At 71.4% G+C, this 16,339-nt stretch carries 17 protein-coding genes; 7 read left to right on the forward strand and 10 right to left on the reverse strand.

Annotation, left to right across the window (positions count from 1 at the left end):
• Nucleotides 1-38: 38 nt before the first annotated feature.
• The gene (locus AMYBE_RS0127150) at nt 39-569 is read left to right on the forward strand and encodes a GtrA family protein (RefSeq protein WP_020662552.1); all 531 of its coding nucleotides are present in this window, start codon (nt 39-41) and stop codon (nt 567-569) included.
• A gap of 232 nt (nt 570-801) precedes the next feature.
• On the opposite strand, the gene AMYBE_RS0127155 is transcribed toward AMYBE_RS0127150, so the two are convergent.
• Both AMYBE_RS0127155 and AMYBE_RS0127160 read right to left on the reverse strand, forming a co-directional pair.
• Entirely contained in the window at nt 802-2,085 is a 1,284-nt protein-coding gene (locus tag AMYBE_RS0127155; RefSeq protein ID WP_020662553.1) for an ATP-binding protein, read from the reverse strand.
• A 12-nt stretch (nt 2,086-2,097) separates the two neighbouring features.
• Nucleotides 2,098-2,802, reverse strand: coding sequence for a response regulator transcription factor (locus AMYBE_RS0127160; protein WP_020662554.1), 705 nt, complete (start codon nt 2,800-2,802; stop codon nt 2,098-2,100).
• A 42-nt stretch (nt 2,803-2,844) separates the two neighbouring features.
• Between AMYBE_RS0127160 and hisN the strand changes: the two genes are divergently transcribed.
• Nucleotides 2,845-3,633, forward strand: coding sequence for a histidinol-phosphatase (gene hisN / locus AMYBE_RS0127165; protein WP_027928056.1), 789 nt, complete (start codon nt 2,845-2,847; stop codon nt 3,631-3,633).
• Here the strand turns inward: hisN and AMYBE_RS0127170 are convergent.
• The 6 genes from AMYBE_RS0127170 to AMYBE_RS0127195 all read right to left on the reverse strand — a co-directional run bounded on the left by AMYBE_RS0127170 (nt 3,630) and on the right by AMYBE_RS0127195 (nt 7,761).
• Nucleotides 3,630-3,893: a hypothetical protein gene (locus tag AMYBE_RS0127170; protein WP_020662556.1), complete on the reverse strand. Its 264-nt coding sequence runs from the start codon at nt 3,891-3,893 to the stop codon at nt 3,630-3,632. The genes hisN and AMYBE_RS0127170 overlap by 4 nt on opposite strands.
• Entirely contained in the window at nt 3,890-4,711 is an 822-nt protein-coding gene (locus tag AMYBE_RS0127175; RefSeq protein WP_245573255.1) for a TNT domain-containing protein, read from the reverse strand. Before AMYBE_RS0127175 ends, AMYBE_RS0127170 begins: the two co-directional genes overlap by 4 nt.
• Nucleotides 4,712-4,793: 82 nt before the next feature.
• Nucleotides 4,794-5,360, reverse strand: a complete 567-nt coding sequence (locus AMYBE_RS0127180) for a GNAT family N-acetyltransferase (RefSeq protein ID WP_020662557.1) — start codon at nt 5,358-5,360, stop codon at nt 4,794-4,796.
• Nucleotides 5,350-6,288 (reverse strand): hydroxymethylglutaryl-CoA lyase, encoded by a 939-nt coding sequence (locus AMYBE_RS0127185; protein ID WP_020662558.1) that lies wholly within the window; start codon nt 6,286-6,288, stop codon nt 5,350-5,352. Before AMYBE_RS0127185 ends, AMYBE_RS0127180 begins: the two co-directional genes overlap by 11 nt.
• 1 nt (nt 6,289) lies before the next feature.
• A complete protein-coding gene (locus tag AMYBE_RS0127190) occupies nt 6,290-6,865 on the reverse strand; it encodes a PH domain-containing protein (RefSeq protein WP_020662559.1) in 576 nt (191 codons plus the stop codon).
• An 89-nt stretch (nt 6,866-6,954) separates the two neighbouring features.
• Complete coding sequence (locus AMYBE_RS0127195) at nt 6,955-7,761, reverse strand: biotin--[acetyl-CoA-carboxylase] ligase (protein WP_020662560.1); 807 nt, start codon at nt 7,759-7,761, stop codon at nt 6,955-6,957.
• An 80-nt stretch (nt 7,762-7,841) separates the two neighbouring features.
• Here AMYBE_RS0127195 and AMYBE_RS0127200 point away from each other — a divergent pair, with 80 nt between their 5' ends.
• Both AMYBE_RS0127200 and AMYBE_RS0127205 read left to right on the forward strand, forming a co-directional pair.
• On the forward strand, nt 7,842-8,957 hold the full coding sequence (locus tag AMYBE_RS0127200; RefSeq protein WP_020662561.1) for a C40 family peptidase: 1,116 nt from the start codon (nt 7,842-7,844) through the stop codon (nt 8,955-8,957).
• 187 nt (nt 8,958-9,144) lie between these two features.
• Nucleotides 9,145-9,678, forward strand: a complete 534-nt coding sequence (locus AMYBE_RS0127205; RefSeq protein WP_020662562.1) for a hypothetical protein — start codon at nt 9,145-9,147, stop codon at nt 9,676-9,678.
• Here AMYBE_RS0127205 and AMYBE_RS0127210 read toward each other — a convergent pair.
• Nucleotides 9,665-12,598: an ATP-binding protein gene (locus tag AMYBE_RS0127210; protein WP_020662563.1), complete on the reverse strand. Its 2,934-nt coding sequence runs from the start codon at nt 12,596-12,598 to the stop codon at nt 9,665-9,667. The genes AMYBE_RS0127205 and AMYBE_RS0127210 overlap by 14 nt on opposite strands.
• Before the next feature lie 70 nt (nt 12,599-12,668).
• On the opposite strand from AMYBE_RS0127210, the gene AMYBE_RS0127215 reads away from it, so the two are divergent.
• Nucleotides 12,669-13,529, forward strand: coding sequence for an alpha/beta fold hydrolase (locus AMYBE_RS0127215; RefSeq protein WP_020662564.1), 861 nt, complete (start codon nt 12,669-12,671; stop codon nt 13,527-13,529).
• A gap of 79 nt (nt 13,530-13,608) precedes the next feature.
• Nucleotides 13,609-14,448: an NBR1-Ig-like domain-containing protein gene (locus AMYBE_RS42415; RefSeq protein WP_051124773.1), complete on the forward strand. Its 840-nt coding sequence runs from the start codon at nt 13,609-13,611 to the stop codon at nt 14,446-14,448.
• A gap of 135 nt (nt 14,449-14,583) precedes the next feature.
• On the opposite strand, the gene AMYBE_RS0127225 is transcribed toward AMYBE_RS42415, so the two are convergent.
• Entirely contained in the window at nt 14,584-15,567 is a 984-nt protein-coding gene (locus AMYBE_RS0127225) for a helix-turn-helix domain-containing protein (RefSeq protein WP_020662565.1), read from the reverse strand.
• Between the two features lie 70 nt (nt 15,568-15,637).
• Here AMYBE_RS0127225 and AMYBE_RS0127230 point away from each other — a divergent pair, with 70 nt between their 5' ends.
• Nucleotides 15,638-16,339 (forward strand): NAD(P)H-dependent oxidoreductase, encoded by a 702-nt coding sequence (locus tag AMYBE_RS0127230; protein WP_027928060.1) that lies wholly within the window; start codon nt 15,638-15,640, stop codon nt 16,337-16,339.

The following is a 16,339-nucleotide window of genomic DNA, read 5'->3' on the forward strand; positions in this document are numbered from 1 at the left end:
CGCCCGGCACCGGCCCCGAACTCCTTAGACTGCGTTACGTGACCGTCGTCGAAACCGTGCTCGCCCGCACGCCGGAGCCGTTGCGCTCAGTGCTCGTGAAGCACCGGGAACTGCTCAAGTTCGCGATCGTGGGCGGCACGACCTTCCTGGTCGACAACGGCGTCTGGTACCTGCTGAAGCTGAGCGTGCTGGAGTCCAAACCGACCACCGCGAAAGCGATCGCGATCATCGTCGCGACGATCGTCTCGTACGTGCTCAACCGCGAATGGTCGTTCCGCACCCGAGGCGGCCGGGAACGCGCGCACGAGGCGACCCTGTTCTTCCTGATCAGCGGTATCGCGGTGGTGGTGAACCTGATCCCGCTGCTGATGTCGCGGTACATGCTGCACCTGGAGGTGCCGTACGTGTCGCGCCTCGTGCAGGAGATCGCGGACTTCGCCAGCGGGTCGATCATCGGCATGCTGCTGGCGATGGTGTTCCGGTTCTGGGGCTTCAAGAAGTGGGTGTTCCCGGACGAGATCGGGCAACGACGCAAGGACGGGGACGGAGTCACCCAGCTGCGCCCGTGACCCGGCTCGCCGCGCCAAGTCCGTGACCTAGCTCGCCGCGCCAAGTCCGTGAAGGGGCCCTTCACGGAACCCACGTCCCTCAAGGGGCCCCTGCCGGAATCCACGTCCCTCAACGGGCCCCTGCCGGAACCCACGTCCCTCAACGGGCCCCTGCCGGAACCCACGTCCCTCAAGGGGCCCTTCACGGACACGTGACCGTGCAGGCACCGCCGCCGTGGGGCAGGCCGCGTCCTTATCGCGGCACTGGCTCCGAAGGCCACTGCAGCTCCCCCAGGTCGTCCGGCCGCGGCACTTTCAAGAACAAGCTGAAGACCGCCGGGCGCTTGTTCGACAGTTCCAGTCGTCCGCCGTCGGCCTCGACGAGTGCCCGCGCGAGCGCCAATCCCACCCCGGTCGATCCCCCGCCGGAGAACCCGCGCTCGAAAATGTGCGGCGCGATCTCGTCCGGAACGCCGGAACCGGTGTCCGCGACCTCGATCACCACGGTCCCGTCCGCGTCCCCGCGCCGCGCCGACAGCGTGACCGTCCCGGCACCGTGCCGCAGCGCGTTGTCCAGCAGCACCCCGATCACCTCGCGCAGCCGCGCCGGCGTCACGCGCACCATCAGCCCGTCCGCGATCTTCAGCCGCAGGTTCCGGCCCTCGACCCGCAGCAGCTGCCGCCATTCCTCGGCGACAGCGGGCAGCATCGCCGGCAGATCCACCGGCTCGGCGTCCGCTTCGCGCGCGGCCCGCGCCGCGGCCAGCAGTTCCTCCAGCGCCTGCGCCAGCCGGTCGGCCTGTTCCTGAGCGGCCTTCGACTCCTCGGCGACGTCGGCGTCTTCATGGCCGGTCAGCGGCTCCAACCGCAGCTGCAGGGCGGTCAACCGGCTGCGCAGCTGGTGCGAGACGTCTCCGACCAGCTGCCGTTCCCGCTGCACCAGCTGCGCCAGCGCCGAACCGGACGTGTCCAGCGCCTCGGCGAGCATGTCCAGCTCGGCTACCCGGAATCGGCTCGGATCCGGTCGGAAGTCGCCGCCGCCCAGGCGGGACGCGCGGTCGGCGACATGGCGCAACGGCCTCGCCAACCGGCGGGCGGTCACCGTCGCCACGACCGCGCCGGTGCCCACCGACAGGACCACCAGGAGCACGACGAGCAGTGTCACCTGAGTCTGTTTGGTCCGGACCGGACCGCTCGGGGTAGCCAGCATGACGGTGCCGCTGCGCGCGGTCGGGACCGATTCGACCACCGGGTCCGGGCCGGGGTCCGCGCCGAGACGCCGTTCGTTCAGGCCGTCCGCCCGCACGATCAGCAGCCCGCCCTCGGGCAGCACGATCCGGAACTGCTCCAGATCGACCGTCTGGCCGTTCGCGACCTGGGTGTCCACCGTCGCGGCGATGTTGCGGGCACGCTCGGCGAGACTTTCCCGGTTGAGGTTTTCCACCAGCCGCCAGGCGGTGACGCCCAGCGGGATGCCCAGCACGGCCGCCGTGACCAGCACAGCCAGCAGGATCGCCAGCAGGATCCGGCGGCGCATACTCATCGGCGGCTACTCGACGTTGAACCGGAACCCGACGCCGCGCACGGTCGCGATGCGCCGTTCCGCGTCGGAATGGCCGGGCTTCGCCTGCGGCCGGCCGGTGGTCTCGTCGGCGGCGACCGCGAGCTTGCGGCGCAGCCAGGACATGTGCATGTCGAGCGTCTTCGAGGTCTTCGACTCCAGGTCGTTCCACACCTCGGCGAGAATCTCGTCCCGGCTGACCACCTGGCCGGCCCGGCTCATCAGCACGCGCAGCAGCTCGAACTCCTTGTTCGCCAGCTGCACCTCCTGCGACTCCACGGTCACCAGCCGCGCGCCGAGGTCCATCCGGACGCCGCCGGCCTCCAGCACCTCGGGCACCCGGCGGCGCAGCAGCGCGCGAATCCGGGCGAGCAGTTCGGCGAGCCGGAACGGCTTGGCGACGTAGTCGTCGGCGCCAGCGTCCAGGCCGACGACGAAATCGACCTCGTCGGTGCGCGCGGTGAGCATCAGCACCGGCAGCTCGGTTCCGCTGGCACGCAGCCGTCTGCACACCTCCAGCCCGTCCATCCCGGGCAGGCCGAGATCCAGCACGAGCAGGTCGACCCGGTGCGCGGCGGTCGCGTCGAGGACGGCCGGGCCGTCGGTGACGACCTCGATCTCGTACCCCTCGCGCTGCAGCGCGCGAGACAGCGGCTCGGCGATGGCCGGATCGTCTTCGGCAAGTAGGACCATGCTCACCTGGCCAACCTTACGGTGAACGGGCGTGAAACCATCGTGACCGTGCCTGCCTACTCGGATGACCTTTCCCTCGCCACCCGGCTGGCGGACGCCGCCGACGCGCTGACCACCGTCCGCTTTCGGGCGCTCGACCTCGCCGTCTCCGCCAAACCGGACCGCACGCCGGTGACCGACGCCGACACCGCGGTCGAGGACGCGATCCGCGAAATCCTCTCCGCCGAGCGGCCGGCCGACGCCGTCGCCGGCGAAGAACGCGGCGGCACCGCCGGCGGCGAAGGCCGGGCGTGGGTGATCGACCCGATCGACGGAACAAAGAACTTCCTGCGCGGCGTCCCGGTGTGGGCCACGCTGATCGCGCTGGTCGAGGACGGCACGCCGGTGGTCGGCATGATCAGCGCGCCGCTGCTCGGCCGCCGGTGGTGGGCCGCCCGAGGCGAGGGCGCGCACCTGCGCGATTCAGCGGGCCAGCGGCAGCTGTCGGTGTCGAAGGTGGCCGCGCTGTCCGACGCCTATCTGTCCACGACGGACTTGAACAGCTGGACCGAGTACCACTCGCGGGAGAAGTACCTCGCGCTTACCGAGGCGTGCTGGGAGTCCCGCGCGTTCGGCGACTTCTGGAGCCACTGTCTGGTCGCCGAGGGCGCGATGGACGTCGCCGCCGAGCCCGTCGTGAACCCGTGGGACGTCGCCGCCGCGCAGGTGATCGTGACCGAGGCGGGCGGCCGGTTCACCGATCTCTCCGGAGCCGGGACCTACGAAGGCGGTTCGGCGCTGTCGACGAACGGCCTGCTGCACGACGCGGCGCTGGACCTCCTCCGCCGCTAGCGGTTGCCGGGCAGCACTCCGACCGCGCCGCGGGCCACCTGCGACCAGGTCAGCCTGCCGAAGAGGTAGTGGCAGGCGACCTGTTCGGAGGTGAACGCGGCCCAGTCGTACCGGTTGCCCTGCTCGCGCCAGAACACTTCCCAGCCGCCGTCCGCGACCGGCAGCAGGCACCAGGTGTTGTCGGCTTCGCAGCCGATCGACACGACCTCCTCGGGCACGCCGATCACGTCCAGCCATTTCCGAATCGACTGCGTGTTCATCGCGCCTCCCGCGTGATGTCCGCCAGGAAGCCCAGCGTGACCAGTTCGTCCGAAGAAAGCAGTGCGCGGAACCGGATTCCTCCGCCGGGCCCGTCGAACCACCCGGCCGACGTCGACTGCCACACCGGCATCGGCTTCAGCACCCGGTACCGCCGGTAGCCCGACCGCAGCGCGGCAGGCGGCAGCGCGCGTTCCGCGAACGGCGTGCCGTCCGGCGCGAAGATCCGGCCGTGTTCGGTGCCGAACCGGTCCAGCAGCGTGCCTTCCGGCAGCACCACCGGATTCGGTTCCTCGACGCCGCCTTCCGGGAATTCCCCGGCGGAGGGCCACACGTATTCGGCGCCGACGACGAACCGGCGTTCCCAGTCGGTTCCTTCCGGTGTCGCATAGCCGTCGGCGACCGCCCGCGGTGGTTCCGGGTCTACCGGCGGGGAGGGCGAACGCCGGAAACCTTGTTTGACGTAGCCGAGCACCGCGGTGTCGTCCAGCAGCGCCGATTCCGGATGGTCGAACGGCGGGCGGCGCACGCCTTCCGCGACCGCGCCGGCGGGCGGCGGCAGCTGCCGTTCCGGCCGGTTCGCGGCGACCGGAAGGTGGCCGAGCGGGAACATGTGCACCGCGAACAGCGCCAGCACGCTTTCCCGGTCCGCGCGGGGAGTGCCGAGCGCGGGTCGGCCTTGTCCGGGCAGGACGCCGGTGCCCGCGGGCGGGGTGGGCACCTCGTCGAACCCGCGATCCAGCAGCCCGCCGTACTGCGCGGGCACGCGGACCGGACCGGTGACCGCGTCGGAGCCGGCTGGCTTGGGCAGGTCGGACACAGGCACCCTCTTCTCGGTCGCGCCGCCGTCCGATCGGACGACCGTTCGCGCCGGAAGGTTCCGGCCGAACGGGGATTCCACCTTATCGGGCGAGCGGGATGCGCCGCCGCACCAACGCGCGGGCCGTGCCGCGCTCCTCGACCAGATCGAATCCCGCGTCCAGGAACATCCGGACGGTGCCGTGGTAAAGATCAGCCGCCGCACGGTTTCCGCCGGAGACGGGATAGCCCTCAACGGATTCCGCACCCAGCTCGGCGGCATAGTCCACCGCTGCCGCCAGCAACGCGGTCGCCAGCCCTTGCCGGCGGGCGCGCCGATCGAGGTAGAAGCAGGTGACCGACCAGACCGCACCCGGTTCGTCGGACGCCATCACGCGCGACCGGGCCGTGCGTGCGTTGTCCGCGCGCGGCGACACAGCCACCCAGCCCAGCGGCTCGCCGTCGACGATCGCCAGCAGCCCCAACGGTTTCCCAGCGCGAGCTTCGGCGCGGACGTGTTCTTTCCGCCCGTCGCGGCCGGCCGCCTTGTAGTCCGGCCCGCTAAGCCGGAAGAACGAGCACCAGCAGCCGCCCTGCACCCCGCCGGGGCCGAAGAGCTGCTCGAACAGCGGCCAGGTGTCCGCGCCGAGCGGTACGAACTCAGCCGGCAAGCGCGTTCACGACCCGCGACGGCGACGGGCGGCCCAGCTGCCCGGCCATCCAGACGCTGGTCTCCACCAGCTTGCCCAGATCGACGCCGTGCTCCACGCCCAGCCCTTCGAGCAGCCAGACCAGGTCTTCGGTGGCCAGGTTGCCGGTCGCCGACTCGGCGTACGGACAGCCGCCGAGCCCGCCCGCCGACGAGTCCACAGTGGACACGCCAGCGCGCAGCGCGGCCTCGGTGTTGGCCAGCGCCTGGCCGTAGGTGTCGTGGAAGTGCACGGCGAGCATTGAAGTGTCACCGGCGTCGCCGAACGCCTGGATCAGCCGGGTGACCTGGTTCGTGGTCGCCACGCCGATGGTGTCGCCGAGCGACAGCTGCGAGCAGCCGAAGTCGAGCAGCCGCTTGCCCGCGCGCACGACCTGCTCGGCCGGGACCACGCCTTCCCACGGGTCGCCGAAGCACATCGACAGGTAGCCGCGCACCTCCAGGCCCTCCTTGCGGGCTCGGGTGACGACCGGTTCGAACATGGCGAACTGGTCGTCGAAGGTCGAGTTCAGGTTGCGCTGGGCGAAGGTCTCGGTGGCGCTGGCGAAGATCGCGATGTGGTCGACGCCCGCGTCGAGCGCGCGGTCGAGGCCCCGGTCGTTCGGGACGAGCACCGGGTAGCGGACGCCTTCGCGACGGTTCAGCCCGGCGAGCAGCTGTTCGGCGTCGGCCAGCTGGGGCACCCACTTCGGGTGCACGAAGCTGGTCGCTTCGAGAGTGGTCAGCCCGGCGCCGGCGAGCCGGTCCAGGAACTCGAGCTTGACCTCGACCGGCACGACGGATTTCTCGTTCTGCAGCCCGTCGCGCGGACCGACCTCCCAGATCTCGACGCGCGGCGGCAATCCGGCCGCGGGCACCCGTTCCGGCAGGCCGACCTCTCGAGCACCCACGTCAGCGTCTCCTTCCGCGCGGTTCCCGGCCGCGCGGGGGCAGAGGTTCGGTGTCCTGCGGGCCGGGCGCGCCGTGGTAGTCGTCGTAGGGATTGTCGTTCACTTCGCGGTAAATGACCGTGTGCACGTGCTCAACGTGGGGAATGTCATCGAAGCGCAGCGGCTCGTCCGAGGCCGATTCGATGATCAGCGTGCCGCAGCCGAAGATCCGGTCGAGCAGGCCGTGCTCGAACTGGACGCTGTTGATCCGGGACAGCGGGATGTCGATGCCGGTGCGCTTGAGCACGCCTTCGCGGGCGATCAGCCGGTCGGTGGTCACGATGAAGTGCGTGGTGCGCCAGCGCACCAGCGGCGCCAGGAACAGCCACACCACGAGCACCAGCGCCACCACCGCGATGGCGATCATCGCGATGTTGTTCATCGGCGAGCTGAGGTCCTTGCTGAGCAGCAGCAGCCACACCGCCGCGCCGACGGTGATCAGGAATGCCAGGAACGGGAAGATCAGCATCTTGAAATGCGGGTGGCTGTGCACCACCACGCGTTCGTTCTGGCTGAGCAAATCGTCCGGATAGGCCACGGCGGGCGCTCCCCTGGGTGTGTGCCGGTGTGGTGTGTCCACCGTACCGGCGCAGGCCCTGCTCAGGGCGCGGGCGCGCCCGATCCGGTTCAGGCGGGTCGCACGTGCACGACGTCGCCGGCGTAGACGGTCAGCCGCCGTCCGTCCGGGACGTCGACCTGCAGCTGGCCGGTCCGGTCGAGATCGGCCGCGCGGCCGGTCAGGGTGCTGCCGTCGGGCAGCTGGACCTGCACGTCCTGGCCGAGCGTCGCGCACTTGGCCCGGTAGTCGCTCAGCAGCCCGGCCTCGGTCAGATCGCCGCCCGCCGCGCGCCAGCGGCGCTCCAGGTCGTCGAACCTGGTCAGCAAGCCGAGCGCGACGTCGGTGCGGTCGGTGGTCGCCGCGCCTTGCTCGGCAAGCGAGGTGGCGGGCAGGCCGCCGGGGCCGGCCGGGATGTCGTCGCCGAGCGGCGCCACGTTCAGCCCGATGCCGAGCACCACCGCCGATTCGCCGTTGCCGACCGCCTCGGCGAGGATGCCCGCGCACTTCGCCCGCCGCGGGCCCGCGAGCACGTCGTTAGGCCATTTGAGGGCCGCGTCGACCCCCAGGTCGGTGGCGAGTTCGTAGACCGCGAGCCCGGCGACCACGGACAGTGAGCCCAGCGCGGCGAACGCCACGCCGGCCGGCCGCAGCGCGATGCTCAGGTACAGCCCGCCCTTGGGCGAAACCCAGGACCGGGCGCGCCGGCCGACCCCCGCGGTCTGCTGTTCGGCCAGCAGAACGGTCCGGTCCGCGGCTCCCGCGAGGAGGGCTTCGCGCAGGTCGGCGTTGGTGGAACCGGTGGTCTCCACGACCTCGATGCGGGCGTAGCGCTCGCCGAGTCCGTAGCGCAGCCGTGCCGCGTCGAGTTCAGCCATATGCCCACAATATGAGAGTCCCCCTAACGTGCAAGCCGTTCGCTCGTTACCCAGAGGTGCGCTCTTCTAGATTGGACGCCGTGACGCCGGAGACCGCCGCCGCCGAGGTGGACGCCGCCCCGAAGCCCTCCTGGGCTCGTGGCGCGCTGCATCGTGGGCTGGTGGCGTTGCCGCTGGTGGCCGGGCTCGCCACCGCCGGCTGGCTCGTCGTCGGCCGCGACCAGCCCGCCACCCCGACCGTCCCGGCCCAAGCCGCGCTCACCGCACCCGCCGCCCCGACGGGCCCGTCCGGCCCTTCGGTGTTGCAGGCGAGCGCCCCGGTCCGCGCGCAGGAACCGGCTCAGGGCGCGGCCGGCGGCGGCGGATCGCCGCTGCAGAAGTGGGCGGACTCGCTTGCCGGGCCGCTGGACATTCCCGCTCCGCAGCTGGTCGGCTACGCGAACGGCGAGCTGACGCTGCGCAAGGAACGCCCCGGCTGCCACTTGTCCTGGGTCACGCTCGCCGGTGTCGGCGAGGCGGGCAACGACCACGGCCGCCGTGACGGCACGCCCTTGGGGTTGTCCACGGCGCAGTTCCAGAAGTACGGCTCGGACATCCCGGGCATCGCGAAGCCGGCGTTGACCGATCCGTCGTCGGCCTCGGTCGCCGCCGGCCGCGCGCTGTGCGCGAGCGGAGTCGACCTGACCGCCGGCAATGGCTGGTGGAAAGCCGTGGCCGGGTACCAGAACGGCAGCGGCATGGAGCTGTTCCGGCAGCGAGTGCTCGGCTACGCCCAGCTGTACGCGACGATTTCCCTCGCCCCGGCGAAGTCCGGCGCACCGTCGGTGCGCGCCACCCGGTTCGCGCTCGGGCAGCTCGGCCTGCCGTACGTGTGGGGCGGCAACGGCCCGGACGCCGGCGCGGCCGGGTTCGACTGCTCCGGCCTGACGAAGGCGTCGTACGACAGCGCCGGGGTTTCGCTGCCCCGGACGGCGGACAGCCAGTTCCGCGCCCTGCCGCACGTGCCCGGCGGACAGGAACCGCAGCTGGGCGACCTGGTGTTCTACGGAAGCCCGGCGACCCGGATCCACCACGTGGGGCTGTACCTGGGCAACGGGCTGATGGTGAACGCGCCGACCGAGGGACAGGCGGTCCAGATCCACACGTTCCACACGCCGGGGGACGACTACGCCGGGGCCGGGCACCCGGCTGATTGACCGATTCAACGTCCGTGAAGGGCCCCTTGCGGGACTTGGATTCCCGCAAGGGGCCCTTCTCGGACTTGCGGAGAAGCCGCCCGCACCCCGCCGCCGGGACAGCCGTGGGCAAGATTCCGATTTCCCCACGCAAGGGCGCGCTGTCGCTTATGCTCCGGGACATTCTTCCTGACGGGAAAGGTGCCCCATGTCCGCTCGCACGCTCCCCTTCCTGGCCGTGGGCGCTGCCCTCCTGATCACCAGCTGCTCCGGCAGCAAGGGCGGCACCGCCGCACCGGCGTCCGTCCCGCCCGCCGCGCCGGCTTCGTCCTCGGCGGCGTCCACGACACCGTCGACCTCCGCCGCGCCGGCCCCCTCGCCGGCGTCCGACGAGTCCACCGGATCCGACGCGGTGAGCCGGTACGAGGCGTTCATGCACGCGGCCGGCCGGGAAGACATCAAGACGGTCTGCGAGATCGCCGGTCCGGCCGCCAAGAAGGCCCAGGACGAGGGGCTCGGCCCGTGCGAGAAAACGATGCCGATGGCGTTTCAGCTGATCTCGCCCGCGCAGAAAAAGGCGCTGCAGAGCGCGACGGTCGACCGGTCCAAGATCAAGGAGACCGCCACGAAGGTCACCATCCCGGCGAGCGCGGTGAAGGCTTCGGTCAAGTTCACCGACAGCGACCTCGGCGACGCGGTGCTGGAGAACCGCGGCGGCAAGTGGTACATCATCGCCGACTGACCCGTTGCCGGGCGCGAGACTCCGCCAGCCAGTGCGCGGCACCGGCACGACGGGCGACGTCCTCGGCCTTGCGAAAGTGCGCCGCGGACGGCAGGCCCAGTTTCTCCGCCAGCTCGCCCAGGTAGTACGCGACCGGTCCCAGCGTCACCATCCCGGAACCGGCCCCGGCCAGCTCGTTTTCCGCCGGGGCCAGCCGCTCGTAGCACTCGCGCGCGTCGCCGGTCGCCGCGGTGAGGCAGGCGCGCAATTCCAGCAGCAAGTCCGGCCGATCGGCGGGCAGCCGCCAATCGTCCACAGGGGACTCCAGATTGTGCTGCCGATACAGGCAATGCCGGGCGAGCGAGAGCAAACCACGGTCCACTCCGGACATTCCGCTGCCCGGCAAGCGCGCCGCGGCCGCCCGGTAGGCGGCTTCCGCTGCCTCGACCGATCCGGTGACCGCGATCCGCAGCGCGCGGTACCAGTCGGTGAAGACGCTGACCAGCGGCAGGTCGTACTGCTCCCCCAGCCGGTCCGCCGCCGCCGAGTGCCGGTCCGCGGCGGCGAAGTCGGCGAGCGCCGAATGTGCTTGCACCAGAACCAGATGACCGAGAACTTCGAAGCTCACCAACCGATGCCGCGCGGCCACTTCGACGATTTCCTCGCCGATCCGCGCGCGTTCCGGGGCCAGCCCGGCGCGCGTGAAAGTCTGCGTCCAACGCGCGTTCAAGGCCAGCGCCAGCAACGCCGGATCACCGGTCGAACGGGCCAATTCCTCCGCTTCGAGAGCGGCGTCGAGGGCACGCTGCCCTCCTTCGTTGCGCAGCTCCAGCGCGATGGTCGCCAGCAGCCGCGCACGTACCGGCGGGTCCGCGACGAGCACCCGTGCGGCCGCGTCGGCGATCCGGCGGGCCAGCACCGGGTCGTCGTTCTCGGTCCAGATTCCGGGCACGTCGAACGCGGTCAGAACCCTGATGGTCAAAGCGGGATCGTCACCAGCCAGGTCCAGTGCCTCAGCTCGGTAGCGGCGGGCGGCGGCCAGCGAACCGGTGAACGCCGAGGCGCGGGCGAGCCCCATCAGCAGTTCGACGGTACGCGGCCCTTGTGCCAGCGCGGCCCGCCAAAGCCGAAGTGCCTCGTGCGGAGCGAATTCCCGTTCCGCGCGTTCGGCGGCGGCCTGTGCGTAGCCGGTACCACGGTCGTCCCCGGCCCGCAGGAAGTGGTGTGCCAGCAGGGAAACCTCGCCCGGGCGGCGGCGCGCCAGCGATTCGCCGACCTCTCGGTGCAGTTGCGCGCGGCGCACCAGGGGGAGATCGTCGTACACCGCGTCGCGGACGAGCGCGTGCGCGAACCGGAACGAACGCGGCCCGGTCTCCAGCAGAAATCCGGACCGCACCGCGATTTCCAGCTCTTCGAGGACGTCGCCGAGCAACCCGAGGTCGACGTCTGCCCCGATCACCGCGGCCTTGTCGAGCACGACGCGGACGTGACCGGGCAGAGCGGCCAGCCGGTTCCGGACGACGTCGCGCACTCCGTCCGGCAGGTCGCCCTCGGCGTCCAGGACGCGGGCCAGTTCCTTGACGAAGAACGGATTACCGCCGGAGCGCCGGTGGATCACCGCCGCCGAGTCGGTACCGACCAGCTCGGCCACCGCGTCGACGGACAGCCCGCCCAGGTACAGCCGAATCGGATCGGCCCGGGCCAGCCGGCCCAGCGCCCCGGTGAGGTCCGCGGACACTTCGGTCGTCCGGTAGGTCGCCACCAGCAGCACCGATTCCGGGGTCGCCGAAGCCAGCAGCGCCAGAGTCTCCTCGCCCGCCCACTGCAGGTCGTCGAGCACGACCAGCAGCGGACCGTGGCGGGAAAGCCGCTGGCTGACCTGCTGCTGCCACTGAAAACGGGCCACCGCCGGGTCGGCTCCGGAGTCGACCGCCTTCGCTCGCGGCGGGACAGGTTCGCCCAGCGCGGCCAGGATGCGCGTCCAGGGCCAGGCCGGCGGCACCCCGGCACCATCCGGATTCGCGCCCCACGCCGTCGTCCAGCCCAGCCGCGCGGCGAACTCCTCGACCAGCGCGGTCTTGCCCGCCCCTGCCTCGCCGGACACCAGCACGAGCCGGAATCGCTTGTGGTCCGCGACTTCCGCCGCGGCCTCGGCCAGTCGAGCCAGCTCCGGCTCCCGCCCGGCCAGCCGCGCGGCGCGGACGGGCACGAGCTGCGGCGCCTGCGCGAGAACGTCCTGCTCCAGTTTCCGCAACGCCGGTCCCGGATCGATCCCCAGCTCTGTCGCCAGCACCGCCCGCGCGCGCCGCAACGCCGCGAGCGCGTCGCCTTGGCGACCAGCGCGATACAACGCCAGCGCCAGCAGCCGCCACGCTTCCTCCCGCAGCGGGTGAGCGTCCACATGGGACTCCAGATCCGGCACGGCCTCGGCGGCGCGGCCGGCGTCCAGCAGCCCGGCCGCCCGGCGTTCCAGCGCGAGCAGCCGCAATTCGGTGAGCCGCGCCCGCTCGGCCCTGGCCCAGGGCTCGTCGGCGAACTCCCCGTAGGGCTCGCCGCGCCACCAGCCGAGCGCCTCGTCCAACTGCTCGACCGAAGGAGTCCCGCGCACCACCGCCTCGAACCGCCACGCGTCGACTTCGCCCGGCTCGGCTCGCAGCGCGTATCCCGGGCCTTCGGTGACCAGCAGCTTCGCCGGGGTCCGCGGTGGCCGGTCCGGTTCCAGCGAACGGCGGAGGGCCCCGACAAAGGTCTGCACCGCCCCGGCCGCCCCAGTCCGCGGTTCGGGCCAGAGCGCGTCGATCAGCGCGTCGGTCGACACGACCTGCCCGCGTGCGACGAGCAGGCGGGCGAGCACCGCTCGGTGGCGCGGCCCGGGCAGTGCCACCGGACCGTGCGCGTCATGAGCCGTCAGCGGGCCCAGCACCGAGAACGAGATGGTCATCGGTTCGTACTGTAATCAGCGCGGGCCGTCGCTGATCGGTTGCTGATCGCTCCCGCGCACGCTCACCCGCATGAACTTCGATTACCAGCGCGTCCCGGTCGCGGACCGCGTTTCGCTCAACGTGGCCGTCGCCGGCTCCGGCTCGCCGATCGTCCTCCTGCACGGCTTCCCGCAGACCCACCTGATGTGGCGCCACGTCGCCGCCGATCTGGCCGCCGATCACACAGTGCTCGTCCCTGACCTGCGGGGGTACGGCGACAGCGACAAGCCGGAAGACACCGGCGAGACCTACTCCAAGCGCACCATGGCCGCCGACATCGTCGCGCTCGCCAAGGCGTTCGGACACGAACAGTTCGCCCTCGCCGGGCACGACCGCGGCGCGCTCGTCGCTTTCCGCGCCGGTCTCGACCACCCCGACCACGTCACCCACCTGGCGATCTTCGATGTGCTGCCGACCCTTGACATGTGGGACGTGCTGCACGGGGCCAGCGCCGCCGTCGCCTTCCACCTCTACCTCATGGCGCAGCCGCCCGGACTGCCCGAGCAGCTGATCAGCGCAGCGCCCGACGCGTTCTTCGGCTACTTCCTCGACCAGTGGGGCGCGGATGCCGAGGCCATCCCGGCCAGCGTCCGAGCGCGGTACCTCGAAGCGTGCCGGAACGCGATCCCGTCGATCGTCGCGGACTACCGCGCCTCGGCGGGCATCGATGTCGAGCACGACCAGGCCGACCGGGACGCGGGAAACCGGCTGGCGATGCCGGTCACCGTCCTGCAGCAGGACTGGGGTGTCGCACTGGGCTACGACGCGGTCGCGCTGTGGCGCGCCTGGGCGCCGGCCTGTGTCCACGAGACCGTCGCCACTGGCCATTTCATGGCTGAGCAGGCGCCCGCTGTGGTGACTAAAACACTGCGCGAGTTGCTGCTCCGCTGAGCCCTGGGGTGGGCCCGCCGCCCCTGGTCGGCGAATGTCAGACTTGTCCGACCAGCGGGTCTGACAGTCAGGGAGGACGATGAGCGACGGGCGCACCCCCGCCGCGGTCCTCTCCGCGGAGCTGGCCGAACTGCGCCTGCGGGCCGGCAACCCGTCGTTTCGGAAGATGGCGGAGCGATCCGGCCGGATCTCGCACACGACTCTGCACGAGGCAGTCGGCGGCACCCGGTTCCCGTCCTGGGACACCACCCGCGAGTTCGTCCGCGCCTGCGAAGGCGACGAAGAGCAGTGGCGGCGCCGGTGGGAAGAGCTGAAGGGCGTGCCGCCGGCCGCCCCGCCGCAGCCGATCGAGAGCATCGAGCCGCTGGCCGACGTGCCGGTAGAGCACGCTGATCGGGAAGGGTCAGCGGTCGGGGTCGCGCCCGAGCCCGCGGCACCGCGCCGCCCGCGCCGCAAGCACGCGCTGGCGGTGATCGCCTTCGTTGTCGTCCTGCTCGCCGGCACCGCGGCCGTCATCCTGCCGAAGCTGCGCAGCGGCAGCGTGGTCGACGTCGGGGCGCGCATCCCCGGCGACAACTCCAAGTTCATCGCCGACGTGACCTACCCCGACGGCTCGCAGATCCGCGTCGGCGAGACCGTGCAGAAAGTGTGGGAGCTGCAGAACACCGGTTCGGTCCCGTGGCACGAGCGGTACCTGCTGCGGATGGACCGGCCCGCCGCGCCTGGTGCCTGCCGGACCCCGGACCGGGTGCTGATCGGCGACACCCCGCCGGGCGACCATGTGATGGTGAGCGTCTCGGTGACCGCGCCCGCGAAGCCAGGCCGGTGCTGGGTCGGCTGGAAGATGGTCGACGCGAGCGGCGCCGAGTTCTTCCAGACCCGCCGTCCGGTGTACCTGCTGGTGACGGTCGTCTCTTAACGGCTGTCAGATTCTGTAAGACCTGGTCGAAGGGGTACCGAACACCCCGGCCAGCTCGTCAGGATGGCAGCCGCTGGGGGTCGGTCCGTGGCGGCTCGTCCCCGATCACCGCCACGGACCGCCGTTTTCGCCCGCTCAGGCGGTGCGCCGGAACGTCGTCCGGTACGCGCTCGGCGACACCCCCAGCGCCGCCTGCAGGTGCTGGCGCAGCGAGGCCGCCGTCCCGAACCCGCACGCCGCGGCGATCCGGTCGACCGGCAGCTCCGTCTCCTCCAGCAACTGCCGCGCCCGCTCCACCCGCTGCTGGGTCAGCCACTGCAGCGCCGACAGGCCGACCTCGTCGCGGAACCGGCGGGTGAACGTGCGGGTGCTCATCGACTCCCGGACCGCCAGATCGCGCAGGGTGATCGGCTGGTCGAGGTTTTCCAGCGCCCAGGCCCGCGCCGTGCCGGTGGACGACGAGCGCGGCTCGGGCACCGGACGGCGGATGAACTGTGCCTGCCCGCCCTCGCGGTGCGGCGACACGACCGTGCCGCGGGCCACCTCGTTGGCCACCGCGGCGCCGAAGTCGCGGCGGATCAGGTGCAGGCAGAGGTCGATGCCGGAGGCGACGCCGGCCGAGGTGAAGACGTTGCCGTCCTCGGTGTAGAGCACGTCCGGGTCCAGCCGCACTCGCGGATACTCCAGCTGGAACTCGCACGCCGAGCGCCAGTGCGTGGTCGCGCGCCGCCCGTCGAGCAGGCCCATCGCGGCGAGCACGAACGCCCCGGTGCAGATCGAGGCGATCCGCACGTCCGGCCGGACCAGGTTCATCGCGTGTTCGAGCGACGGGATCAGCTGGCGGCCGGCGGGCTCGTACTCCAGCGACGAAGCGGGCACGATCACCGTGTCGGCTTCGGCGATCGCCTCCGGGCCTTGCGCGATCGGGATGGAGAAGTCCGCGTCGGTACGCACCTCGCCCGGTTCCGGCGTGCAGGTGACGACCTCGTACAGCCGCTCGCCCTCGGCCGAACGGGCCTGCCCGAACAGCCGGTGGACGATGCCGAGTTCCATCACCAGCATGCCGTGCCGGACCAGGACCGCGACCTTGTGCCGTTCGGGATGCTGGAAAACCGCCATGGCCCGATTCTTGCACAAGGTGGCCATCGGGCCACTTTTTCGCGCCCTGCGGCGGCGGCACCCTGGCCCCATGAACGTCCTGTGGATCTACGCCCATCCCGACCCCGAATCGCTCAACGGAGCCCTTCGCGACGACGGCGTCGCGACCCTGCGTGAGCTAGGCCATGACGTGCGCGAATCCGACCTCTACGCGATGCGCTGGAACCCAGTGGTCGACGTAATCGGAGCCGTGCCCGAGGACGTCCGTGCCGAGCACCGGAAGCTCGATTGGGCGGACACCGTCATCGTGCAGTTCCCGCTGTGGTGGGCGGATACGCCAGCCATCCTGAAGGGCTGGTTCGACCGCGTCTTCGTGCAGGGCTACGGCTACGACTACCGCGACGAAACCGGTCACCCGCTGCGATACGGCAACGGCGTGCTGGCCGGAAAGCGCGCGATGGTCATCGTCACCGCCGGCGCGCAGGCGGACAGCCTCGGCCCGCGCGGGGCACACGGCTCGCTCGACGACCTGATGTTCGGCGTCCAGCACGGCACCCTCTTCTACACCGGCATGACAGTGCTGCCTCCGCTCACCGTGACCGGCACGAACCGGATGACGCCAGAGCGGTTCGACTGCGTGCGAGAGGAGCTGCGCAAGCGTTTGCACTCGCTGGAAACCGCCGATCCGCTGCCGTACCGCACCCAGGACGGCGGCGACTACGACCGGCGGCTGGTCCTGCGTCCGGACGTCGCGGCGGGGCAGGCCGGGTACGGCATCCACCTCATCGCTTGA

Origin of the sequence: Amycolatopsis benzoatilytica AK 16/65, assembly GCF_000383915.1 — a bacterium.
GTDB classification, from domain to species: Bacteria; Actinomycetota; Actinomycetes; order Mycobacteriales; family Pseudonocardiaceae; genus Amycolatopsis; species Amycolatopsis benzoatilytica.